This window comes from Pseudomonas sp. IT-232MI5, from assembly GCF_949767845.1.
Classification (GTDB): domain Bacteria; phylum Pseudomonadota; class Gammaproteobacteria; order Pseudomonadales; family Pseudomonadaceae; genus Aquipseudomonas.
In genome coordinates, this window is the sequence record NZ_CATKQE010000011.1 from 66,061 (window position 1) to 87,602 (window position 21,542).

Annotated in this window: 22 protein-coding genes and 1 riboswitch; of the genes, 12 read left to right on the plus strand and 10 right to left on the minus strand. The window is 57.3% G+C overall.

Annotation, left to right across the window (positions count from 1 at the left end):
• Positions 1 to 53: 53 nt before the first annotated feature.
• From ACM6JQ_RS09200 to gabP, 4 genes are all read right to left on the minus strand, one after another.
• Entirely contained in the window at positions 54 to 1,466 is a 1,413-nt protein-coding gene (locus tag ACM6JQ_RS09200; RefSeq protein WP_414893611.1) for a hypothetical protein, read from the minus strand.
• A gap of 242 nt (positions 1,467 to 1,708) precedes the next feature.
• Positions 1,709 to 2,122 (minus strand): PaaI family thioesterase, encoded by a 414-nt coding sequence (locus ACM6JQ_RS09205; protein WP_095111948.1) that lies wholly within the window; start codon positions 2,120 to 2,122, stop codon positions 1,709 to 1,711.
• A gap of 133 nt (positions 2,123 to 2,255) precedes the next feature.
• Positions 2,256 to 3,356, minus strand: coding sequence for a GlxA family transcriptional regulator (locus ACM6JQ_RS09210; protein ID WP_414893612.1), 1,101 nt, complete (start codon positions 3,354 to 3,356; stop codon positions 2,256 to 2,258).
• Between the two features lie 88 nt (positions 3,357 to 3,444).
• Positions 3,445 to 4,845, minus strand: a complete 1,401-nt coding sequence (gabP, locus tag ACM6JQ_RS09215) for a GABA permease (protein ID WP_414893613.1) — start codon at positions 4,843 to 4,845, stop codon at positions 3,445 to 3,447.
• Positions 4,846 to 5,271: 426 nt separating this feature from the next.
• Here gabP and ACM6JQ_RS09220 point away from each other — a divergent pair, with 426 nt between their 5' ends.
• The 4 genes from ACM6JQ_RS09220 to ACM6JQ_RS09235 all read left to right on the plus strand — a co-directional run bounded on the left by ACM6JQ_RS09220 (position 5,272) and on the right by ACM6JQ_RS09235 (position 7,896).
• Entirely contained in the window at positions 5,272 to 6,006 is a 735-nt protein-coding gene (locus ACM6JQ_RS09220; RefSeq protein WP_414893614.1) for a cupin domain-containing protein, read from the plus strand.
• Positions 5,940 to 6,134 (plus strand): helix-turn-helix domain-containing protein, encoded by a 195-nt coding sequence (locus ACM6JQ_RS09225; RefSeq protein ID WP_256588336.1) that lies wholly within the window; start codon positions 5,940 to 5,942, stop codon positions 6,132 to 6,134. Before ACM6JQ_RS09220 ends, ACM6JQ_RS09225 begins: the two co-directional genes overlap by 67 nt.
• 164 nt (positions 6,135 to 6,298) lie before the next feature.
• The gene (locus ACM6JQ_RS09230) at positions 6,299 to 7,177 is read left to right on the plus strand and encodes an arginase family protein (RefSeq protein ID WP_095111946.1); all 879 of its coding nucleotides are present in this window, start codon (positions 6,299 to 6,301) and stop codon (positions 7,175 to 7,177) included.
• Between the two features lie 242 nt (positions 7,178 to 7,419).
• A complete protein-coding gene (locus ACM6JQ_RS09235; protein WP_095111945.1) occupies positions 7,420 to 7,896 on the plus strand; it encodes a short chain dehydrogenase in 477 nt (158 codons plus the stop codon).
• 46 nt (positions 7,897 to 7,942) lie between these two features.
• Here ACM6JQ_RS09235 and ACM6JQ_RS09240 read toward each other — a convergent pair whose 3' ends face one another.
• On the minus strand, positions 7,943 to 8,377 hold the full coding sequence (locus ACM6JQ_RS09240; protein WP_095111944.1) for a DNA methylase: 435 nt from the start codon (positions 8,375 to 8,377) through the stop codon (positions 7,943 to 7,945).
• 194 nt (positions 8,378 to 8,571) lie between these two features.
• Here ACM6JQ_RS09240 and ACM6JQ_RS09245 point away from each other — a divergent pair, with 194 nt between their 5' ends.
• Together ACM6JQ_RS09245 and ACM6JQ_RS09250 are read left to right on the plus strand one after the other, a co-directional pair.
• A complete protein-coding gene (locus ACM6JQ_RS09245) occupies positions 8,572 to 8,820 on the plus strand; it encodes a DUF6555 family protein (protein WP_007916153.1) in 249 nt (82 codons plus the stop codon).
• A gap of 2 nt (positions 8,821 to 8,822) precedes the next feature.
• Positions 8,823 to 9,215, plus strand: a complete 393-nt coding sequence (locus ACM6JQ_RS09250) for a GFA family protein (protein WP_007916151.1) — start codon at positions 8,823 to 8,825, stop codon at positions 9,213 to 9,215.
• A gap of 81 nt (positions 9,216 to 9,296) precedes the next feature.
• On the opposite strand, the gene ACM6JQ_RS09255 is transcribed toward ACM6JQ_RS09250, so the two are convergent.
• Complete coding sequence (locus tag ACM6JQ_RS09255; protein ID WP_414893615.1) at positions 9,297 to 10,304, minus strand: NAD(P)-dependent oxidoreductase; 1,008 nt, start codon at positions 10,302 to 10,304, stop codon at positions 9,297 to 9,299.
• A 495-nt stretch (positions 10,305 to 10,799) separates the two neighbouring features.
• Here ACM6JQ_RS09255 and ACM6JQ_RS09260 point away from each other — a divergent pair, with 495 nt between their 5' ends.
• The 5 genes from ACM6JQ_RS09260 to ACM6JQ_RS09280 all read left to right on the plus strand — a co-directional run bounded on the left by ACM6JQ_RS09260 (position 10,800) and on the right by ACM6JQ_RS09280 (position 14,518).
• Positions 10,800 to 11,162 (plus strand): DUF6124 family protein, encoded by a 363-nt coding sequence (locus ACM6JQ_RS09260; RefSeq protein WP_414893617.1) that lies wholly within the window; start codon positions 10,800 to 10,802, stop codon positions 11,160 to 11,162.
• A 227-nt stretch (positions 11,163 to 11,389) separates the two neighbouring features.
• The gene (locus ACM6JQ_RS09265; protein ID WP_007916145.1) at positions 11,390 to 11,608 is read left to right on the plus strand and encodes a hypothetical protein; all 219 of its coding nucleotides are present in this window, start codon (positions 11,390 to 11,392) and stop codon (positions 11,606 to 11,608) included.
• Positions 11,609 to 11,849: 241 nt separating this feature from the next.
• Positions 11,850 to 12,830 carry an acyltransferase family protein gene (locus ACM6JQ_RS09270; RefSeq protein ID WP_414893618.1) on the plus strand — a complete coding sequence of 327 codons (981 nt, stop codon included), beginning with the start codon at positions 11,850 to 11,852 and terminating at the stop codon, positions 12,828 to 12,830.
• A gap of 252 nt (positions 12,831 to 13,082) precedes the next feature.
• A complete protein-coding gene (locus ACM6JQ_RS09275; protein WP_414893619.1) occupies positions 13,083 to 13,424 on the plus strand; it encodes a hypothetical protein in 342 nt (113 codons plus the stop codon).
• Positions 13,425 to 13,552: 128 nt separating this feature from the next.
• Positions 13,553 to 14,518, plus strand: a complete 966-nt coding sequence (locus ACM6JQ_RS09280; RefSeq protein ID WP_414893620.1) for a DUF4145 domain-containing protein — start codon at positions 13,553 to 13,555, stop codon at positions 14,516 to 14,518.
• A gap of 151 nt (positions 14,519 to 14,669) precedes the next feature.
• On the opposite strand, the gene ACM6JQ_RS09285 is transcribed toward ACM6JQ_RS09280, so the two are convergent.
• Positions 14,670 to 14,960, minus strand: coding sequence for a hypothetical protein (locus ACM6JQ_RS09285; protein WP_414893621.1), 291 nt, complete (start codon positions 14,958 to 14,960; stop codon positions 14,670 to 14,672).
• A gap of 175 nt (positions 14,961 to 15,135) precedes the next feature.
• On the opposite strand from ACM6JQ_RS09285, the gene ACM6JQ_RS09290 reads away from it, so the two are divergent.
• On the plus strand, positions 15,136 to 15,603 hold the full coding sequence (locus tag ACM6JQ_RS09290; RefSeq protein WP_414893622.1) for a thiol-disulfide oxidoreductase DCC family protein: 468 nt from the start codon (positions 15,136 to 15,138) through the stop codon (positions 15,601 to 15,603).
• On the opposite strand, the gene ACM6JQ_RS09295 is transcribed toward ACM6JQ_RS09290, so the two are convergent.
• From ACM6JQ_RS09295 to ACM6JQ_RS09305, 3 genes are all read right to left on the minus strand, one after another.
• Positions 15,587 to 16,078 (minus strand): DUF2269 family protein, encoded by a 492-nt coding sequence (locus tag ACM6JQ_RS09295; RefSeq protein WP_007916136.1) that lies wholly within the window; start codon positions 16,076 to 16,078, stop codon positions 15,587 to 15,589. The genes ACM6JQ_RS09290 and ACM6JQ_RS09295 overlap by 17 nt on opposite strands.
• A gap of 1 nt (position 16,079) precedes the next feature.
• The gene (locus tag ACM6JQ_RS09300) at positions 16,080 to 17,207 is read right to left on the minus strand and encodes a saccharopine dehydrogenase family protein (protein ID WP_414893623.1); all 1,128 of its coding nucleotides are present in this window, start codon (positions 17,205 to 17,207) and stop codon (positions 16,080 to 16,082) included.
• A 100-nt stretch (positions 17,208 to 17,307) separates the two neighbouring features.
• Positions 17,308 to 21,162 carry an autotransporter outer membrane beta-barrel domain-containing protein gene (locus ACM6JQ_RS09305; RefSeq protein ID WP_414893624.1) on the minus strand — a complete coding sequence of 1,285 codons (3,855 nt, stop codon included), beginning with the start codon at positions 21,160 to 21,162 and terminating at the stop codon, positions 17,308 to 17,310.
• Positions 21,163 to 21,328: 166 nt separating this feature from the next.
• A riboswitch (cobalamin riboswitch) is annotated at positions 21,329 to 21,535 on the plus strand.
• Positions 21,536 to 21,542 lie beyond the last annotated feature (7 nt).

The following is a 21,542-nucleotide window of genomic DNA, read 5'->3' on the forward strand; positions in this document are numbered from 1 at the left end:
AACGAAGGGATCATGACCAACGCCTCAGAAACTTGAAAACTCACGGCGTGCTATCAGCGAACGTCATACCCCAACATAAACAACGAACGCTCCAACATGCTTAATGTCACCGTGTAACTCTGCGCGTCGAGAACTTTGCCCGTAGTCCACAGCAAGCGGCTGCTCATCCGCACAAGCTCAGCCCACTCCCTGTTGCGTGCAGGAATGTCGCTGGAGGTGGTATAGAGGTTTGTGAAAATGAAGAGGTCTTGCGAAGGATTTCTCGTTTCATCCTTCTGGTTCGCGGTCTTGGTATTCGGGCCCCAGCGAAATGCCAAATCCGTAGGAACCGTGCGCTCAGCATTTGCCAAAAGCCAAGTGCGCGCCAACAACCCCAATGCCGCACCCACACGACCGTCATAAATAATCAAGCTGTCCGGCGCCGCTGCGGCATAGATCTTGGTCATCGCTGAATTCATCAACAGTGTTTTTCCGTTGAAATCGTCCAGCGGGTCTGCACATGCGCGGTCAAGCAACTTAACGGCCCTGCGGATTGAACGGCACAAGGTCTTGGCTGCCGCCTGCAACTCGACCCACTGCAAAGAAGCATCGTCAGCCTTTCGAGCAACGCCACCCCAGGCAAAGATCGCCTTGCACGCGACCAACGCCGCGGCTTCATCATTGTTCTCCAGACTCTTGCGCAGCTCAGCTGCAATACTCGCAAAATCATGCGGGGCAGCCTTTTCACGCCAGCAATAGTGCTGGTTCGCTTGGCTTAAGCTCTGGCACCACCAATCGCTGGCGCCATGCCGAGCTCTCCAGTCTTTCCAGGAATGGTGCCTACTGACCTTGTAGCGATGCGAAAACGAACCTGCTGCACCTGTCCATAAACCGCTCAGATACTGAGCAAAATCAAATTGCCTGGCAGTGAGCAAACCCTTCCCGACTCGTCGTACCGGGTTCGAAAATGAAAGATCATTGGCTGCGAGAGGCGTCACGAGCCAGACAGCATTAGGCGTCGATGTGCGAATATCGACCACGCCGAGTGCTTGCAGAATTGGCAGTACGTAATTGATGTTTCGCGGGCCGTACGCCCCGCTCAACGTGACTCTACTGGCACGACAGAGCGGGCCGGATAGCGCCGGGTCATTGTTTGACTTGATCAGGCACGGACTTTCAATCCCATGGCTGTGTTGGTGAAGGTAATTCAGCGCCGCTTCGAACGCCGATCTGAGCAGGACGTGGCGCTTGGAGGCGACCAATACGATCACCCGGTCATCGGCGAAACCTTCAACGATGTATTCACTGCGTTGGGACGGAGTCCGAAGTCGACACAGCTCTCCCATGCGCGACCAGGCACGAGAAATCGTTTGCACCACCCTCTGCGTCATGCTGATTCCTTTCGATCTCAAAGCTGCTCGCGACTGACTGAAACTGGCTGGCCGATCCATCTCCAAGATCGCCAATATGATGTCGAAAAGGCGCACGAAGGTGCTCCCTTTCCCATGATTCCACTTCAGTCTGCTTTGGCAGCGGCGTCCGATTATGCACAGGAAGACATCGAAATGCCATCACGCCAGACACCGACCAAAGTTCTATCGACGCGGCCGAAACCCAATCAGAAACGGCCCTGATTGGCTTACCGTACGAGTTTCAACGGGTGCGCCAAAAGATGCAGTGGCGCAAGGGTTAATGGCACAGTAACCAACGCTTTGACGAATACTCACTTTCAACTCACCGGCACCGCAAACACCGCACTGGCCCGCGCAACCGTTCGCTCCCCAACATGCAAACTAACGGCAGCAAACGCCAGTTGACGTCCCTTTTTCGAATGCTCCAAACGCACTTCCAGCCACTCATTCATTTTTACCGCGCCGAGATAATCCAGAGTCATGCTCGCGGTGATCAATGGCTGCGGAGGGTCGCTGGAAAACGCCATGGCATAACCCATCCCGACATCGGCCAATGTCGCCAATACACCACCATGCAAGGTGCCACGGCCATTGGCATGGCGTGAGTCAGTCAACAATCCCAGTTCCAATTGCAGCCCACTGCCTCGCGCGTAGATCGGGCCCAGCAAATCAAGCAACGGACTGCTGCGGGTAAACGGGGTGAAACCTTCAGGAATTGGCGTGGCGTTCATGATCCCTCCTGGTGCCGGTGACTCACCGGCTTCATTGACCTTGACAGGAGGGTTTATTGGCAACCGCGCAATGGAGCAAGAACTATACGTATGCGGAATCTGCAGTGATCAACTGTCAAAGCAGACCGACCGATCATCCCGTGGACGCCAGATCTGCACGCTCCATCATTCGGACACTGGCAAACGTCGATTCGTTGCGCGCTTGGTCGAGCGTCGTCAGCGGTTTGGTCACTGACCGTGGCGATGCCGATTTACGGCTCATTTCAGAACCTGATCGCTCGTCGCTCGGCGGTACGCCAAAGTGCTCGCGATAGCATTTGGAGAAATGCGGGGTGGAGACGAAACCGCAAACATACGCCAGCTCAACGATCGACAAGGAGGTTTGCTTGAGCAGTTGCCGCGCGCGAATAAGCCGCAACCTCAAGTAGTAGCGCGACGGCGTGCATTGCAGGTACTTCTGAAACAACCGCTCCAGCTGTCGACGTGACAGATCCACGTATTCGGCCAGGTTGTCCAGGTCGATCGGCTCTTCAAGATTGGCTTCCATCAACGCAACGACTTCTTGCAGCTTGGGCTGGTGCGTGCCGACCACATGCTTGAGCGGCACGCGCTGATGATCCTGCTCGTTGCGGATGCGCTCGTAGACGAACATCTCGGAGATGGCGGTGGCCAGTTCACGACCATGATCGCGGGCAATCAGGTGCAGCATCATGTCCAGCGGCGCAGTGCCGCCGGAGCTGGTGAAGCGGTTGCGGTCGAGGGTGAACAGACCGGTGCTGACGTTGACGCGCGGAAAAGCTTCCTGCATGGCCGCCAGAAATTCCCAGTGCACGCTGCACTCGTAACCGTCGAGCAACCCGGCCTTGGCCAGCGCCCAACTGCCGGTGCACACCCCGCCCAAGCGTTTCGATTGCCGCGCCAGGGCTTGCAGCCACGTCGTGTGCTCGCGGGTAATTGCGCTCTGGATGCCGACACCACCGCAGACGATGACCGTGTCCGCCACGGAGGGATTACTCCACGAGCCATCCGGGGTGATCGGCACGCCGTCACTGGCCCAGACCGCCGCGCCATTGGCGCTGAAGGTGTGCCAGCGATACAGCGTTCGCCCGGTCAGTTGATTGGCCATGCGCAATGGCTCGACGGCGGACGCCAGCGACATGAGGGTGAATTTGTCTAACAGCAGAAACCCGACGGACTGCGTCGCACCGTCGGCCACGGAGGAGATCGATGACATCATGTCCTCATAAGAATCGGTCTGAGACGCAGGCGTCTGTCATTCCCTTCGGCTTTCGCGAAGGGAGTATCAGGTTCGGCGCAACCGCCTACCCCACCGACGTAACCCTCGCCGCCGGCGCAGGATGCCGCGACGTCAACAGGCCAATAAAGGAAATCGCCAGCGCCAGGCCAATAGTTGTGGTGACTTCGGTGCGATGTTCAGGAGTGATCATCATCACCGCCAGCGCTGCGCAGATGAACACAATCACCAGCCACGTCAGCCACGGAAACAGCCACATGCGAAAAGTCAGCTCGACGTTGCGCTGTTGCAATATCCGCCGCATGCGCAACTGCGACACCGCGATCGCGAGGTATACCAGCAAGGCAATCGCCCCGGAGCTGGCCAGCAGGAATTGAAACAGCCCGGCAGGCATGAAATAGCTCCACACGGTGATTGACGCACCGATCACGGTGCTGGCGATGACCGCTGCGCGCGGTACACCTTCCGAGGATGTCGCCTTGAGCATCTTCGGCGCATCGCCACGCCGGCCCAGCGAGTACAACATGCGCGAGGCAATGTAGATCGAGGAGTTCATGCAACTGGCCACGGCAATCAGCACGACGACGTCGACCATGAACTTGGCGTGGGGGATATTCATGATTTCCAGGGCGCGCTGATAAGACCCGACCGAGGCCAGCAACGGATCGTTCCACGGCACCACAGAGATGACGACGAAGATCGACAGCAGGTAAAACACGCCAATACGCCAGATCACCGAGCGCGTGGCCTTGGCAATGTTGCGCGACGGATCATTCGATTCGGCGGCGGCGATGGTCACCGCTTCGGTTCCGATGAAGCTGAACATGATGGTGATGAAAGCACCGACCACCGCTGACAAGCCATTGGGCGCAAACCCGCCGTGCTCGGCCATCAATCCGCTCAAGCCGCTGACTTCCCTGTCGGGAATCCAGCCCATCAACACGGCGAAACCAACGCCGATAAAACCGATGATCGCCACGACCTTGGCCATGGCGAACCAGAATTCGAATTCACCGTACTTGGACACGCTGAACAGGTTGGTCACCACCAGCGCAATGATCGAGCCCAACGCGAACAGCCAGGCATCAACCTGCGGAAACCATTGGTTAAGCACATGCCCGGCCGCCAGCGCTTCGATAGGAATGACCAGAACCCAGAACCACCAGTACAACCAGCCAATGGTGAAGCCCGCCCAGCGCCCGATGGCCTGGTCGGCATAGGTCGAGAACGACCCGGTGTCGGGATTGGCCACCGCCATCTCGCCGAGCATGCGCATGACCAGCACGACGAGCAAACCGGAGAACAGATAAGCCAACAGAACCGCCGGCCCCGCCGCCGCAATGGCATGTCCTGAACCTACGAACAATCCGGCGCCGATAATCCCGGCGATGGATAGCATGGTGACGTGACGAGGCTTGAAGCCCTGCGCCAATTGGCTACTCGAATCCGTTGAGTTCGGGCTGATCATTGGTTTTTTGTTCTCTGCTGATCGACATTTAAGCGAGTTGACTCCGGCAAACGAGCACGATCGTTGCCTGCTGAACTTCCCGAAAGAAGCCCGTTCAACCGCCGCAGTTCTTATTAACCCCATGATCTGGATGGGGTTATTTTGACGTGAAGACGCGTCACCTTACCGGGATTGTCCGACAATCCAGTAGCCTGAGTGCGCCATGGTTGTGTCTGATATCGACATGCGGAGACCGGATGGTCGATATAGATATCCATCCGTCAGCGAGCAGTCTCTGAATAGCTTTCGGGTTCGTTGAGCCTGCTGGTCTGATAGCATCCTTGCTAGCCGAACCCACTCTGCGAGTCAGTTACTACGACAATGGCCATTCTCTACCCTCCTCGATCCTTGCTTGCCAAAGAGCGGCTCGACTATTGGAGCGAGGTAGTGTGCGCCACCTACGGCCTGACCACCCAGCGCACGCTGTCCGACACGCCATTCGATGGTCGCCTCAGCGCTAACACGCTAGGCGATATTCTGCTGACGCACATCTCATCGGCGCCCATCGAATACGAAAGCAGACAGACAGATTCAGGCGTTGAGCAGTTTTTTCTTTGCCTCACCCTCAGCACAGAAGCCGAACTGGAACAACGCGGGCGACGATCGGTACAGGCTCGCGGCGATATCGTGCTGTTCAACAGTGCCGAACCCTACCGGTGCCGTTTCCCCAAGGGAGACGATCAGATCGTCATTGCGATCCCCCGCGAACGATTGATCCAGCACTTGCCCAGACCCGAAGCCCTGGTCAGTCGCACGCTCGACAGCCATTCGGCACTGGCAAGACTGGCCGGCAACATGATGATTGAAGTGCTCGATACCGGCCCTCAGCAAACCCGTGCCGGCGAACGCTTGAGTGGCGCGTTGCTGGAAGTGCTGGCCACAGCTTTCGAAGGCGCGTTCGACCTCGCGGATCTTGGCCACTCGAGCCGTCATGACGCGCAACTGATGAAAGCCAAAGACTTCTGCTGGCCAACCTTGAGGACACCGGGCTGGACCTCGCGGCCATCGCACAAGCCATTCATGTCTCCCCGCGCGCACTCAGCCGCCTGTTCGCCATGGAGGGCACAACGGCCACTCGCTGGCTGTGGCAGCAACGCCTTCAGGCTTGCCGGACGGCGCTGATGAAAGGCCCGTCTCGCAGCGTCAGCGAAGTCGCACCCTGCTTTGGTTTCACCAACATGGCGCACTTCAGCCGCGCCTTCAAAAGCGCTTTTGGCGTTTCACCCAGCGTCTTTTCGAAACAGCAATGACCGCTTGGCCAGTCAGGCGAAGTGTCTGGCCAGTTCAGCAAAGCGCACGATAGCGGTCATCGTCACCATGACACGGCTTAAGCGCGTCTCGAATCGCGCCAGGCCACCGGCACCGTACTTTTTCGCCTCTGAGCCGTCTGCTCGCCCCCATCAGGAATCTCGGCATGACCCCTTCGAACGATAAAACCCTGCGCCTGCTTTTCCCCCAATGGCAGGGTGGCAACAACCCGCCTTATCATTTCGGCGCGCAACTGTTGGCCTGGCTGGCACCCGATCCGCACGGGCCGGTGGCTGAGGTGCCGGTCGCAATGCCAAGTGACGAGCCATTACCGATGGAGAGCGGGATCCGCGGGCGTAGCGCGTTGTTGCAACAACTGCACAGTGCGCGGGCGATTATCGATGAGCATGCACCGGATCGGATGGTCATTCTCGGCGGTGATTGTCTGGTGGATCTCGCACCGTTCGCCTACCTCAACGAGCGCTATGCCGGCGACCTTGCCGTGCTCTGGGTCGATGCACACCCCGACGTGTTAACGCCTGCGGACTTCGCCAATGCCCACGCCATGGTGCTGGGCAATCTGCTGGGCGAAGGTGATGCGGACTTTGCTGCTGCAGTCAAATGTCCGCTGAAACCGGCAAACGTGATGTATGCCGGTTTGATGGAAACAATGCCTGTGGAAACCGCTCTGATTGAACGCCTGGGACTGCAACATGCCAGCCCCGCGCAATTGGCCCACAGCAGCGAACCGGTGCTGAAATGGTTCCGTTCTACCGGTGCGAAACACCTGGCCATTCACTTGGATCTGGATGTACTGGATCCGAACGGTTTCCGCTCGCTGCTGTTCGCCAATCCAGAAGCACCACCGGGAACGTTTGACGGCGTCGCCCAAGGCAGGATGTCTATCGCCCATGTGGTGCGGCTGCTGGCAGACATTGCCAGCATTGCTGACGTTGTAGGCATCGGCATCGCCGAACACCTGCCGTGGGATGCACTGGCGTTGAAAAACATGTTGGCGCGTCTTCCGCTGCTCGCTACTGTCTGAGCCACACACCGGTGATAGCGTTTGGTGCCGCCCCTCAAACGCCACCTCGGGCCTGACGGACATAGAAAAGCCCTGGCACCCGATGAACCTGTAGCGCTGCTACTTCGTCCGGTCTTCATCGGGGCAAGTTGTTTTCACCGTTTACCGGTTCATTTCGGGACAACGGCTACCTTTCCTCCTTTACATGGAACGACGGTCGCTCCGTGTTCTCTACCGCTGAACCTACAGCGGAGGGATTGACCATGATTGCCCCTGAAACCGGTATGAAAGCGGGTGAGCGTTACAGCATTGAAAGCGTCGAGCGCGCGCCGCAGTTTTCTGGCTTTTTCCTCGACGGCAAGTATTACCTGGGCCCCGAGTTGCAGACGGCCGTGGGCTGGCTCGAAGGGCAGAACTTCTTCTATGACCAACTCGACCCCAATGGCGAACCGGTTTATCCAGACAGAATCGTTGGCACGATCACCGCGCGGACACTGGAACTGTCAGATGGCCTGCGTTTGAGCATCGAGGAAATGCCGTTTCAGGCAGAAGCCGTTTCACCATTGCGTACGTTTGACGAAGCGACCGTTGAAACCCGACCACTGGCGATATGGCAGCGGCATACAGCATCAGGCTTGCGCCAGCCGATGCAACCTTCGGCACTGCTGGTTGCAGGCGCCGCACTGCTGGTCGGGCTGTGCCTGTTGGCGATCAATCGTTCTGGCCGTCGAGTCAAATAGGCTCTGCACGATCTGGGCGGTGACCGCTTTTCGTCACGGCCCACGATCAAAGGCTGATCACAGCGCTTGCCTCGCGCATGAAGATTTCCACGGTTTTCGGACCGATGCCGTCGAACTCCGCCAGCCGTTTCTCAAACGCCTGGCGATTAGCGCTGGCCTCGACCATATGGCTGACCTTGCCCGCGTATTCGTCGTTTAACCGGCGTGCCAAGGCGTGCAGCCGTACGGCGGTGGTCTCGTCGTAACGCACGTAGTGCGCCTCACCGAGCATCGCGACCAGTTCACGATGGCTACACGCGGCCAGTTTGCGCGGTGTATCGCGCCCGTGTTTATCAGCGATCACCCGATAGGCTTCGGCGGCGATTTCGGCCTGTATCCGCTTGCCCATCAGGAAACTGGCGAGCAGCCATTTGAACAGTGCAGCGTCATCGTTGTGTTTGAGCTGAATGTTCAAATCCTCGGCACTGATCGTCTTGTTCACCGGGTACCTCCGGGGTTGAAATCGAGGGGATTTTTCCTGTTCTGTCTGCTTGGCAAAGGCTTGATCTTTAGGCCTCCGCCGGTTCCAACCGTTCAAAGCAAAACAATTGTCAGCAGCCTGAAACAAACCCCGAAAATCCTTTGAATTTTTTTCGACGGCAAAACTCATTTGCGTATGAGCGTAAGGAGGAACGCATGAGCAACGTCGACATCTTCGTCATCGAATACAAACTTCACGGCCAGCCAAAATCATTCGTCATCCGCGCAAAAACCATGCGCAATGTTGACGCATGGCATTGGGCGAGTTGCGATGCCGGCATCGCGCCGATTCCCAAACCCGGCAAGCCACCGTTGAAAGTCATCTCTAAACCCCAGGCCGAGCGGTATGGCATCACCGAGGTCAAATGGCGCGAAACGGCAACGGTGGACTGGATGGAGGCTTAGTCATGCTCAAACAGATCGGCAATACGTTGATCCGCCGTGACCATCGAGCCAGCTGCCATTGCGGCGCCGTCATTCTCGAAATCCACCTGCCCGACGGCCTGCCGGCGCCGCATCGCTGCGACTGCTCCTTCTGCAAACGCCGTGGCGCAGTCGTTGCGGCAGTGCCGGCGGCGGACCTGAAAGTGATCCGTGGCCAGTCTGCGCTGTTGAAGTACAGCTTTGGCCAGCAAGTGGCCGAGCACTTTTTCTGCGGTAACTGCGGCATCTACACCCATCATCGACGCAGTACCAATCCGCATGAATTCGGCTTCAATGTCGGCTGCCTTGAGGGGATCAATCCTTATGATCTGGGTGAAGTGCCGGTGGCGGATGGCGGGGCTTGGCAATCGCCGTGAGGGCGAATGAGCACTGGCGAGCGCATCAAGGCTCGCCAGCGGCTCAATGAGCAAGATCAGCTTTTCCGAAAGAAACCTGCCTTACGGCACTTTCAGATCAAGCAACTCACCGCCCTCCTTGCTCAGACGCTCCAGATACGCACCGGCCTCGAGCAACTGATAAGGGAAGTAAAGACCTGCCGCAGTGGGCGCTCGACCATCGAGCCCGAGCAGTCGCTCCAGCAGCATCGCGATACTCAACCCCGTGAGCGCGGCGGCGCCCGCCGGATGCACGAGGGCATGCCGAGTGTGCAACGGTCGCCCCTGGCGATCCTCGCCAACCATTTCGATAAGGATCTCAGTCGACATCGGCCGCCCCGCGCGTCGCGAAGAACTGACCCCGCTGGCGAGATTGAACTGCACATTCGGCGCATCGGTGGCGGCCGCCAGCCCAGTGACGTCGATGGACGAGAAACCGCTGGCTTGCATCGGCGTACCGTCCAGCGCGCGGAAGCTGACGTTCTTGTCCTCCCCTTCGCGCCAGATGTACTCCCCGTCGCGCCGAGTCAGGGCGGCCGGCAGCATCTTGTTCAGGTGTTGGAAATCCTTGGCCACGGTCGGCCCGCCACCGTCCTCTTCGTCGACCAGCGCATCAACACGGATATCGCGCACTCGGGCAAACGCTTCGGCAAGGTGCAATGTCGCCACGGTCGTCGCGCCCACCATCCATTCGTAACCCAGCACGATAGGCGCCGCGTCAGGGCGATGGATGAAACTGGCGATTTGCGGCGCAATCTCGAACACGCCAGAAGAAATGCTCAGGTGCGGAATCTTGCGCTTTTGCGCGAAACGCAGCCCGGCAAGGGAATGATCCATGTAGAAAACCGCCACGGCGCTAACCGGGCGATCGCCCAACCCCAAGTCTTCGGCAGCAGGATCAATGACCACGCCCTGCGCCCCGCCCATTTCCTCTGCCGCTTGTTGAGCCTTGGCCAGGTCACGGCCGCCGATCAGTAAAGGGACCTCGGGGTGGGCGGCGCGTAAGGCTTTGGCAGAATGGTGGCCGATGGCGCCGGAACCGCCCAGAAACAAAATCGGATGAACTGACATGGGTATCCTTCCTCGTCTTTTTGGGTTGCAACCTAGTGTTGATGCGCTCCCCGACGTGAGGGTTCCAAGCCTTTGCGTGAACTGCAGGGTGGACCGACGAATGTCATTTTGAACGGCGTGTTGATGATGCGTGTTTAGGAGTTTTTCGTGGCTGTTTAAAAGACACGTCGCGTTACCTGCTTAAGGCTACAACGTCTTGCGCCGTTGCCTACGACTACGCCAGAATCCGCCGGCTTGTGCGTCTGGGGCGCGGGTTTTATCGTTCCTGGGTCACTGAAAAACAGTGATGGGGTTTGGTAGCCCGCTTCCATATGACGCATAACGTCACCGTGCGCAGATGCTTTTTGAGCATTTGTCTTATGGTGGCCATGCGCAGGGCGTCTTCGGGCGCGCCGGATTTTCCATATGGGCCGGTCTACCAACCTTCGTATGGCCACCACCTTTCGTTTGGTAGCGATGGTGATGGCTCCTTAAGTCCCATATGGAGCTTCATCTATGTTCAAACCAACGCCGAATCCACCAGAAACCGATCCAGTCTCACCCTACAAATTCCCGGATTCCCGAACACTCAACGACGCAGCAGAACGAGCACTCGATTACTACCTCACGCCAACCCAACGCATCATGGGCAGCGACCAGAAACACGCACCCATGTTTCTGGCCAATTCCGACTACGACAGCGAGTCCTTGCTGGTTAACGCCAGCGAATCCCTCGGCTCAGCCACCGAAATGCTCTGCAACTTCGCCGCCCTACTTGACCCAGGCCACCGCAAAACTGCGCTGGGGATTGCGCAAGTGGTGATGCTGGGGGAATTGGCGGTGAATCGAGCGCTGGATAATGTTGTGCCGGTGGATTGATAGGTAATCCCTTTGTGGCTGTGGTGTGGCTGCTGTCACAAAGGGATCAAGATTGCATCGGGTGTCTGCTTTCGGCCAGAAGCGCCCGGTCTGCCTGATAAATAAATCTGTACCCATTCCACACGGCAATGAGTTCCGCTTCCTTGAACCATGAAGGCAATGTGATAGCATGGGTTCGCCCCCCGGAGAGGGGGAATTTTTCTACATCCCGCAAGGAATATGCCCCTGTGAAAGACTTCGTCATCAGCGTCAACAACACCGTCCTCTATCTGTCCCTGGCGTTCATCTGGCTGGTCGCTATCGTCGCGATTTTCACCAGCGGGTTCCTCCCGGCGCTGGGTATCTTCGTGGCCGGCACCCTGTGCTGGTGCATCATTTCCGGCTTCTGGTTCGTCCAGTCGGCGACCTACGAAGAACTGCGCAAGCTGAACGCAAACAAAGGCTGAAACGTCAGGGTGGAGCAGTAAGTGCCCCGCCCTACCCTGAGCGCTTGGTTCCGTGCCGAGCGCTCTCGCCCACTGCGAATGACTCGCATAAATCCCGCATTCTCCGAAATCCTGAAATTCCCCGCCATTCCCTAGCCCCGAGCGCAGAGAAAAACCTGTAATCCACCCACAAACCATCGTAATTTACCCGCCATAACTACAAGGTCGTTTGGGGATACACGTGGGAGCCTAACGTCTGCTATTGGCCGTGATGGTCGCCGTTTCGCATCTGGGCAAGATGTTCATGGGGTTCAACCCGGGTGTGGTTGCTGTAATTTCCTTCCTGCTCATCAGCGGTTTCGTGATGACTTCACTGATCGAGCGCAACTACAAGGCGCCCGGGAAAGTTGGCCTGTTCTACCTGGACCGGGCCTTGCGCCTTTATCCGCAGTTCCTGTTCTACTTCGTCGTTTCTTGTGCGGTGATCTACTTCCTGCTGCCCGGTACGCCGCAAGCGGCCGAATTAACCGTCAAAAACATCGCCGCGAGCCTGGCCATCGTGCCCCTCGGGTTCTATATGTTTGGTGCATCCGGAATCTGGATTTTGCCACCGGCGTGGTCGCTCGGCCTTGAGATGTGCTTCTACCTGGTGATCCCGTTCCTGCTCATCTACCGAGCACGCGGTGTGGCTTTCGCCTTGTCCGTTGCGGTCTTCATCCCCGCGTGTCTTGGACTCATCAACACCGACTTTTACGGCTACCGTTTGTTGCCGGGTGTCCTGTTCATCTTCCTGTGCGGCAGCTATCTCTACAAACCACAGGCGAAGGGTTTAGCGATTGCTGGTGGTACCGCTGTGGCGGCGGCGTTAATCTTTGTAGCGATCATGGCGGGATGGATCGAACGCCGACCGTTCAACGCTGAAGTGGCCGCAGGCATTGCCGTGGGCATCCCCGCAGTGTTCTTGCTGACGAAGCTCAAGTTTCACCGGATTGACGAGTTCCTGGGCAACATCAGCTACGGCGTATTCCTCAATCACTTCGTGGTGTTCTACTTCCTGCACGGTCTCTCGCCGATTACTTCATTCGACTGGCACAAGATTGCAACGGTGTTGGTGCTGTCGTTCTTGCTGAGTGGTGTTTCGTATTACTGCGTCGAACGGCCGGCGTTGAAGCTTCGGCATGCGCTGCGGGCCGGATCGAAAGATCGAGTGAGGGACGTTCGGGGCGGTGAAACAGCAGTGTGAGGGCAACTGGAAGCGGATCACGCTCTCTAACCATTGCCCACTCCTTAGATAGCTTTTGGACTCGCGATGCATGTACGACATCAAAAACTTAGTTACGCTGGAACGTGAACTGCAGGAAACTGTGCGAAGCCATTTCGTAGACTTCTTTTCGGCTCATGACTACAAAAAGACCACAAATCAGTTACTTCAAAATCTGTTAGTTCCAGCATCGATGTTGAGGCAACGTACTACGGAACAGGACTGTATGTGATCATGTCTGATTATCAGTCCGAGCAAAACAGATGCAACTTAACCATCGATGGTCTAAAGGCAATTTATAGAGGCCACTCTTACACTGTCAAAAATCGCCTTAAAAGTCATCTATTCAACCGTAACTATCGAGAAAATCTTCCTGAGAGAGGCGTTCGATACGACGTCTGCATGAAGCTCGATGAAAATAATGGAATCAATATCGATGAGTTACCATATAGTAAATTTCGCTGGAAAGTTTTGATTCTCAAGATGAAAGGCAGTTCAAAGATGATACGCGAACAAGCGGAACTAGCCTTTGATGAAGTTTTTGGCCGCCCCCTTGGCTCGAAAGAACGAGAGTAAGTAAAAATGTCTAATTAATAAAAAATATACCCTAGCCGGTTTGAATTCTGTTCTGCACCTTGACAAAGCCCGAAAAAATCGGTACTTGACGCACATAAGTCGTCAGCCCCCAAGGGAAGCTAAATTGAATGAACATTGATGAAATCAAGAAAGACCTGAACTACGAACTGGGTGCAAAACTACGCAGCTTTTTTATATCTACAGAAGGCACGACCACACCAGTCGAAGAAGCAAGACTTGATGATAAAACATTAAAGTATTTTATTGATATCCTGTCATCCGACAGCATTACCATTGAGATTAAATTTTACCTGAACGCAGACCAGATACTTTTGGACATCCCTTTAACGGAACGTTTCATCACAACTTTCGCAAAAAAGCTGACTGCAACAAACCGACGCCACGAAACACACCTAGGAGTAAAGGTCCACCATATCGTTCGGGACCTAATATACAGCGAAGCACCCATTCCGCACTTTTTGACACTGCATGCATACGTTCATAGCCTGAGCGATGAGGAACTTGGGGTTCTAGAAAACCTTCCTAGCCACGCAATTGACCTTGGAAGCTTTGAAAAAAAGGGCCAAGTTATTGGAGCTGCACTGTATCTGGAAGCTATGGCAACCAAAGCCAGCACAGAAAGTTTAAAAGAGTACAAACCGAAAAAATCTTGGGAAAAAAGGCTAAGTAGAAAACCAATAACAAAAAATGCACCTGAGATTAATTTTTTCGACCACATACAGCATCTGCAGGAAAACAAAATTCTTTCCAAAGATATCTGCCACGCGCTTCACAAGCTACGCCAGGCAAGGAACGCTGCTGCTCATAACTTCGATATTCATACAAAAGAAAACAGTGAAGCCTCCTACGATTACATTGAAGTAACGCAGGCAGACCAACATTTCATAAACGCAGTTTCAGACTTTGTAGCGACTTGCAAAAGCTTATACGGACCTGTACCTAAAACCTTCAGGGATATATTCAAAAGATACACAGAGTTATTAGCTGGCGACATAAACAAATTCGCTAAAACCTCGCCAGTATTCACCTTGGAACCACACTACTCCAAGGAACTGTCAGATATTTTTGGCTAATTACATTTCCACCCTAATTTCGCCCATTCTTGAGAGCCTCGCAATCTGATCTGCACTCGAGACTCTTCAGCGCCGGCCTTTAGAGTTCGTGTTGCCTGTGGCGTGCAGATACCCGCAAGAATTAACCTCTTGGGGGTAACAAATATGTTTATTAACGAAGTACCTCGCGCACAGATCGCTGATCCGGTTTATACAACCCCCGAATGCTCCCATCGACCGAGCAGCAGCGAACTGCATAGCCAAGTTTCAAGACCTTATAAATCATTGTCTCTTCATCAACCTCCTCCCCTGCCTCCAATGTATTTCCGGCAGTTCCCCCTTTTGATATGCGAAAGGCAACGACGCCGGTATCCCTGCGCTTCATTTTCACCGGGAACAATTCAATACCGCTGTTGAGTACAAAACTGAAAGCGCGAGAAAAACGATCCTGATCCACTGACATAGACGAACTTCCTTAAAGACTGGTTAGGGAAACTGTAGTTGATCTACGTTTTCTCGCAGAGAGCCAGCGCGTCCAGGTTAACGCGCAAGTCCGGCGATCACCGAATATGGCCATTCGCGCCAAGCACCTTCTGAGGCTATGATCGCAGCATTCCAGCATCTCCCGAACCCACACCATGTCCACCCCAAAAACCCGCCCAACCCCAGCCCCGCTCCTCAACCCCGGCGAATCCGTGGTCCTGTTTGACGGCGTCTGCAAACTCTGCAACGGCTGGGCGCGCTTTTTGATTCGTCACGATCATCAGCGTCGCGTACGTTTGGCAGCGGTTCAATCGCCGGAGGGCCAGGCGTTGCTGGCGTGGGCCGGTCTGCCCATAGATCAGTTCGACACCATGGCCGTAATCCGCGACCGCCACTACTGGGAACGCTCCGACGCTTTTCTCGAAGTCATCAGCCAATTACCCGCCCGCTGGCAGCCATTGCGACTGCTGCGCGTCTGCCCGCGAGGCTTGCGCGACTGGGCCTACGACCGCATTGCGCTGAACCGCTATCGCCTGTTCGGCAAGTACGACGCTTGCCTGTTGCCAACTCCAGATCATGAACAGCGCTTTCTCAAAGCAACTGTACCTACGCCAGAAAACTGAACAACTGCAGCGGTGTCATCTTCGTCACCATCATCAGCACGATGACAAACATCCCGGCAAAACCGAGTACGCCCATCCATAACCATTGGCGGTACACGCCTTGGTATTGCTCATCCAGGTCGGCCCCCGTCTCGCTCGCACTCGACGCCATTACGTACAAGCGCTTCTGCAGAAGCAACACCGGCAGCCACAGCGAGCCGACGCAGAAGAAGATAATCAGCGAGGTCAGCACCCAGTCGGTACTCATCGACAAACCCGAAAGTCGCATCAACAGATACCCCGTGATGATCTGCACGAAACCGGCCGGTGTGGTGATCCACGTGTCGAAACGCACGACCATGCGCGCGACATGCGCTATGACCTGCGGGTTGGCGGTGCGGCTGGCGGCGATCAGGTAGAGGTAAGAACCCATGCCGAAGCCGAACAGGAAAATCGCGGCGATGATGTGCAAGTACTTCAGGCACAGATAGAGCATGTCAGCGCTGCCCGTCGGAGAAATGCACGGCCAGGCTCAGGTTGGCCGGGTCGTTGATCGCGGCCATGTACTCGGCGACGCTGATTTCGCCCACGCAAGGCCGGGCACCGGAGGGCGGCACGTAGCCTCGCGCCATTTTCGTGGCCAGTGCCACGGCAGCGCAGCTGGGAATCTCGGGGCCTTTGTCATTCAGGGCGGTGAGTTGCGCGGTCATCGACAACGGTTTGCCGTCAATGCCGAGGCCCTGCACGTCGATGTACATTGCACTTTTGCCATCGCCGAAACGCTCGAACCGCGTGCCCAGGCGATGCAATCTTGCAGCCCACAAAGCATGGTCGCGCACCAGCCCGATTTTCAGCGCCTGAGCCAGCAGACCGTTGGCGATGCCGCCGAGTTTGAGACCGGCGCCCGCCTTGAAGCTCAAGGTCTGCGCACCATAACGATTGGCAAAAATATCCATGTCGGGGACATCAACGTTGGCCAGCAATCGGGTGCCCATCTGCGGCATTTTGCGCAAGCTCAGGTCCAGCCAGCCGGAGACTTCGTGGACCTTGCCGTTTTTCAGTTGTTTGATCGGTTTGCCGGCGTAAGCGAGCACGCCTTCGATGGTCGACAGCCCCGGCATTTTCGCCGAGGAGGAAATGCCATGCTCGATCAAGTCAATGCGCGAAAAGCGCAGGCGCTGCTCATCGATAATGGCTGACGACAACGTCGGCACTGAGCTGCAACCACTGAGGATCGCCACACCCGCCTGCTTCGCCCGCGCATCAAGCACGTCGATGCCGTTGACGAACGTGCGGCAGTCCGCCAGGTCGCAATAGTTCACGCCGGCATCGATGCAACTCTGCGCAACGGCATAGGATTGCCCTTGAAACGGCCCGCCGGTGTGTACGACCAACTGAATGTTCAGCGCACGCAAAGCGGCTTCGAACTCCGCACCCATGGCATCACCGCACCAGCCTTCGCAGACGATACCCGATTGACTGTTCAGCTCATCGAGCTTGCGCTGCAACTTGCGCGGATCACGGCCGGAGAGTACCAAGCCGATCTCCGGCATCAGCGCCAGGTGCCGGCAGACGATACTGCCGAAATTTCCGTAACCACCGACCACCATCACCCTGAACGGCATGCAATTCTTCCCTAAGTCATTCCATCAAACAGGCGTGAAGGATAAAGGGCCGAGCGTCAGCAAGCCATCCAATGTAGGGTTTGCGGCGTGTACAAAAGCCCTAAAAATTGATCTTGAACCCCAGCATCGCGTCATACCCATGGCTGTCACCATCGAACCCCTGACGATAGCCGGCCGATGCGGTAAACGTGGTGCGTTGATTGGCCTGGTAATCCACCCCGACATTCACTTCACCCCACGTGCCCTGAATGTCGGATTCGAACGGAATGTACCCCGACTCGGAGGAAAACTCGGTTTTCGGTTGCCCTTTGAACTCATGCCAGATGCTCGGACGGATCCAGCCATTGGTGCGCCGTGCGCTGTTGTCGACGCCCTCGGTGTCCCAGTCCTTGGCGATACGCACGCCGGCGCGGCCAATCAGTGAGTCGACGTCCTTGAAGCGAATCTTCGCGCCGACGTCATCGCTGCTGTCCAGATCGACGTAACTGTAGATCGCTTGCAATTGCGGCTCGATGTACCAGTCTTTGTCGACTTCGAACGGGTAGCCGTTTTCCAGCGAGGCGGTGTAGCCCCAACCGCGGGTTTTCAGTTTGGCCATGTCGTTGGGTTTGGCTTCGATGTCAAAGCGGTTGACCTGCAACACCCCGTCCAGATACCAGCCGGAGGGGCCGAAGTGCGTCCAGTACGCGCCGACGCCGTACGCACGCAAGGTGTCTTCGCCGGCGGCGCGCCGGGTGTAGTGGCTGACGCCAGCGTCGATGGTGCCGGCGGACAATGACAGCCCGGCCTGCTCGTGACTGCCGTCGGGCCGGTCCTTGCGGTAAAGGTCGGTGCCGACCTGAAATGCCGTCAGGTCATAGTTGTACTCGGGTGTGTTGCCCAAGGCGTTTTTGCGGTCACCATCCTGTTTGCCGCTGCGGTAGATCACCCGGCCCCAGCCCATCGATGGCGCCAACGTCGATTCGTCTTCCTTGGGCAATGGATCACCGCGATTCAGGCGTTCCTCGCCGACCCGCTCGTGAAGGGTGTCGACCATTGTCCGGCCGTAAACCAAGGCCAGCGCGGGCACGGCACCGTACAGCGACACTTCCGGACGGTAATTGGGTACCGGGGAAGGATCGGGCGTCGGATCAGGACCCGGATCGGGATCGGGCGTCGGATCCGGGCCTGGAGGACCGTCCGGCGGTACCGCGTCCGAGCGCAGATACCAAGTGTCCTTGCCGCTACCGTCCTGGGCACCTTGCTGCAGGCGATATTCGTACGGACCGGCGACAACACGCCGGGCCAGTTGAAAGGCATTGGCGTCGCTCGCGGCTTCGGTCTTGTTGAGCAGTTCGACCACCGCAATACCATTGCCCTGAGTCAGATCGCCCTGGCCGCCGACATTGCTCACGATCACGCCGGTGGCGCCGCCGCTGGCGGTGGTTGTCGAATCCACAACCAGCATGTCCGAGAGGCTGTTCGCGCCACCACCATTCAACGTGGTGTTAAGCAGCAGCCGGCCGCCATTGGACACGAACACCCCGCCGCCATCGGTGCCGACGGTGTTGGCCCCGCTGATCAGCAACACATTGCCGACCGTGTTGCTGCCGGCGGCAAGGTCGAGCGTGCCGCTATGGGTGAATCGGTTTACACCGAGCAACTGGCCCTGTACAGCACCGCCCAGCGTCGGCGTATTGGCCGTTTGCCCCAAGGGCAGATAGGCGCCGCTGGCGTTGAAGCTGACGATGCCCGTCGCCGGTTGCGCCGCCAGACGAATCACACCGCTGTTGTCGATGCTGTTGGCGCCCGATGAGCCGAGATCACTGACGGCAACGCCCCAGGTATCGCGACTGCCGCTGGCACTACTGGCGGTGAAATTGCGCAGTGTCCAGGTGCCGCTGTTGGCCACCGTGCTGGCCGCGCTGACGGCATTCACAACGCCGGTTATCTGCCCGGTATTGTTGAGCGCAAACGTCGTGCCCGGTGTGGTCGCATCGGCGCGTACGGCGACATCGCTAAGCGCAGTGATCGCACCTGAGTTGGTCAACGTCTGGCTCGCACCGCCAAGGGCAATGCCGCTGCTATCGGCCCACCCACCCTGAAGCGTGGCGCTGTTACTGACATTGACACTGCCGCCCTCGGTCAAGGCGTCTATGGCCGACGAGCCAACGCCTCGAGTAGTGATCGCGCCGCTGTTGTTGACGGTCAAATTCGCGGCGCCCGAGGCCTGGGCGAGAATGCCCTGACTGTCGCTGGCACCGAAGGTCTGGATCGCGCCGCTGTTGACCACACTTTGCGCGCCAGTGACCGACAACGTTCGGATACCGCGTTGTTGATTGCCCCGCGCGATCAACTCCCCGCTGTTACTGACACTCAATGTGCCCAGCCCACTGCCTGAGTTGAAGGCATTGCCGGCCAGAATCGCCGCGCCCTGACCGTTGACGTCGATCAGCGGGCCGTTGAACACGACACCCACGTCGCCGCCCAGCGTCAGCGCCTGGATACCAAAAGCACCAATGCCCGTGCCGTCGCCCGAGCCAGCGTTCGAGTGGGTGATGATCGTGCCGCCGGAATTGACGTTGACCGTGCCCGTCGGCGACTGCGTCGAGGCATAGATGCCGTTGGCGTTGCTGTGCAGGGTTTCGATGCGATCGCCACGGTAGTTGACCTGAACATTGCCGCCGGTCGAATCGACCCGTATACCGCCCGCGCCAAACCCGCTGGCGAACAGATCGCCCGAGTAATCAATCAGCACATCGTTGTTTTCGGCGCTGACAATGATCGCGTAGGCCCGGGTGGTGTTGATGTCGCCGAGGACTTTGATATTGCCGCTACCCGTGATCGCGACATCACCGGTACCGCGCTTGATCACGTAGATCGCCCGCGAACCGGCGGTATTGGCCGTGCTGCCGACGTTGATGGCAGCATTGTTCTCGATGCTGATCGAACCGCTGCCGCCGACATTGTCATTGGCATAGATACCGTGGGCGCCGCCACCCGTGGTGGTGATGGCGCCGTCGTTGACGATGGCGATGCTGCCAACGCTGGAAAACGAACGAATGCCGAAACCGTTGAGGCCGCTGGTACTCAGGTTGCCGCTGTTGGTCAGGCGGGTATTGCCTGTGCCGCCCTCGGTGAACAAGCCAAAGGCGTTCATGCCGATGCTTTGCACATTCGCCGCGTTGATCAGTGTGGTGTTGCCATTGACTGCGCGGGTATGCACGCCGGCGTGATTACCAATGCCGGCAGTCGGCAAAGTGTCGTCAATGATCGGAAGACCGGCCGAGAGTGCATCATCGTTGTTGACCAGAATACTCACGCCACTGCCGACGTTGACGTTGGTCTCGCCACTGCCCGTGGCTTTGGTCCAGACGCCGTTGCCGCCGAGCAACGTGATCTGGCCATTGCCCTGATGATTCAGGTTGATCGCCCCGCCGCCGCTGGCGTTGATGTCGATGCCATCGTGTTCATTGCCGACCACGGTATTGAGGATGTTCAGCGTGGTGCCGGCACTCACCGAAAACGTCGACGAGCCAGCGCTGGCATTGGTGATCGCCAGCGCGTCCAGGCCACTGCCGCCGACATTCACCGTGTTGGTCCCGCCATTGACGCTGAGGCTGGCGTTGCCGGTGGTGCCGATGACATTGGCAAACACTGCGTTGGCGGCGGTTGGAGGGGTGCTGTTTACCGTAGTGCCAGTGAGTGTCAGCGTGGTGTTGGCATTGTTGCCACGACTGTTCAACGAGGAACCCGCCGTAGTGGTAATGGTAGTGCCCGACTGCGTGCTGATCGACGCATCAACGCCGGCCGCCGGCAAACAGGTTTGCGAGACGTTGTAGGCACCCGCCGCCAAAGGCCCGCACGCAGCTTGAGCGTCTGCGAGCATCAGGGTGTTGGCCATGGCGACCAGTAAAGCGCTGCGAATGAAATGCGGGGCGTGCCCACCGTGAGGATGGCCGCTGGCACCGTGCATGAGAACCTCCCTGTTCAGCGTACGTGGCGAATCCCTCACGCCTGTCGACGCCGCGCGATATTGCGTTGTGATTACCGCTATAGACCTTAGTAGTTATTTCCAAAGTTGGTAATTCGCGGGTCGAGTACCTGTATCGGCAAGTTGACGAACGGTCATTCGAATGTTCAGATGCCGCCCAGTTTCAGGTGTCCCATGCCGCCGTGCATGGGGTGAAACGGGAAACCGGTACGTTCTTTTCGAACAAGTCCGGTGCTGCCCCCGCAACGGTATGCGCGTGATGCTTTCGATACACCACTGTGGTTAGACGGCCATGGGAAGGTGAAAGCCTCGATACGCGCGAGCCCGGAGACCGGCCTGAATTGCTGTTTGGCAAAATCCTG

What these genes read in the sequence shown, in the direction of transcription:
- ACM6JQ_RS09205 (WP_095111948.1), bottom strand. Translation starts at nt 2,122, where the DNA reads ATGAACGCCACGCCAATTCCTGAAGGTTTCACCCCGTTTACCCGCAGC.
- ACM6JQ_RS09210 (WP_414893612.1), bottom strand. Translation starts at nt 3,356, where the DNA reads ATGTCATCGATCTCCTCCGTGGCCGACGGTGCGACGCAGTCCGTCGGG.
- gabP (WP_414893613.1), bottom strand. Translation starts at nt 4,845, where the DNA reads ATGATCAGCCCGAACTCAACGGATTCGAGTAGCCAATTGGCGCAGGGC.
- ACM6JQ_RS09225 (WP_256588336.1), top strand. Translation starts at nt 5,940, where the DNA reads ATGGAGGGCACAACGGCCACTCGCTGGCTGTGGCAGCAACGCCTTCAG.
- ACM6JQ_RS09230 (WP_095111946.1), top strand. Translation starts at nt 6,299, where the DNA reads ATGACCCCTTCGAACGATAAAACCCTGCGCCTGCTTTTCCCCCAATGG.
- ACM6JQ_RS09235 (WP_095111945.1), top strand. Translation starts at nt 7,420, where the DNA reads ATGATTGCCCCTGAAACCGGTATGAAAGCGGGTGAGCGTTACAGCATT.
- ACM6JQ_RS09245 (WP_007916153.1), top strand. Translation starts at nt 8,572, where the DNA reads ATGAGCAACGTCGACATCTTCGTCATCGAATACAAACTTCACGGCCAG.
- ACM6JQ_RS09250 (WP_007916151.1), top strand. Translation starts at nt 8,823, where the DNA reads ATGCTCAAACAGATCGGCAATACGTTGATCCGCCGTGACCATCGAGCC.
- ACM6JQ_RS09255 (WP_414893615.1), bottom strand. Translation starts at nt 10,304, where the DNA reads ATGTCAGTTCATCCGATTTTGTTTCTGGGCGGTTCCGGCGCCATCGGC.
- ACM6JQ_RS09260 (WP_414893617.1), top strand. Translation starts at nt 10,800, where the DNA reads ATGTTCAAACCAACGCCGAATCCACCAGAAACCGATCCAGTCTCACCC.
- ACM6JQ_RS09275 (WP_414893619.1), top strand. Translation starts at nt 13,083, where the DNA reads ATGTCTGATTATCAGTCCGAGCAAAACAGATGCAACTTAACCATCGAT.
- ACM6JQ_RS09280 (WP_414893620.1), top strand. Translation starts at nt 13,553, where the DNA reads ATGAACATTGATGAAATCAAGAAAGACCTGAACTACGAACTGGGTGCA.
- ACM6JQ_RS09285 (WP_414893621.1), bottom strand. Translation starts at nt 14,960, where the DNA reads ATGTCAGTGGATCAGGATCGTTTTTCTCGCGCTTTCAGTTTTGTACTC.
- ACM6JQ_RS09290 (WP_414893622.1), top strand. Translation starts at nt 15,136, where the DNA reads ATGTCCACCCCAAAAACCCGCCCAACCCCAGCCCCGCTCCTCAACCCC.
- ACM6JQ_RS09295 (WP_007916136.1), bottom strand. Translation starts at nt 16,078, where the DNA reads ATGCTCTATCTGTGCCTGAAGTACTTGCACATCATCGCCGCGATTTTC.
- ACM6JQ_RS09300 (WP_414893623.1), bottom strand. Translation starts at nt 17,207, where the DNA reads ATGCCGTTCAGGGTGATGGTGGTCGGTGGTTACGGAAATTTCGGCAGT.
- ACM6JQ_RS09305 (WP_414893624.1), bottom strand. Translation starts at nt 21,162, where the DNA reads ATGCACGGTGCCAGCGGCCATCCTCACGGTGGGCACGCCCCGCATTTC.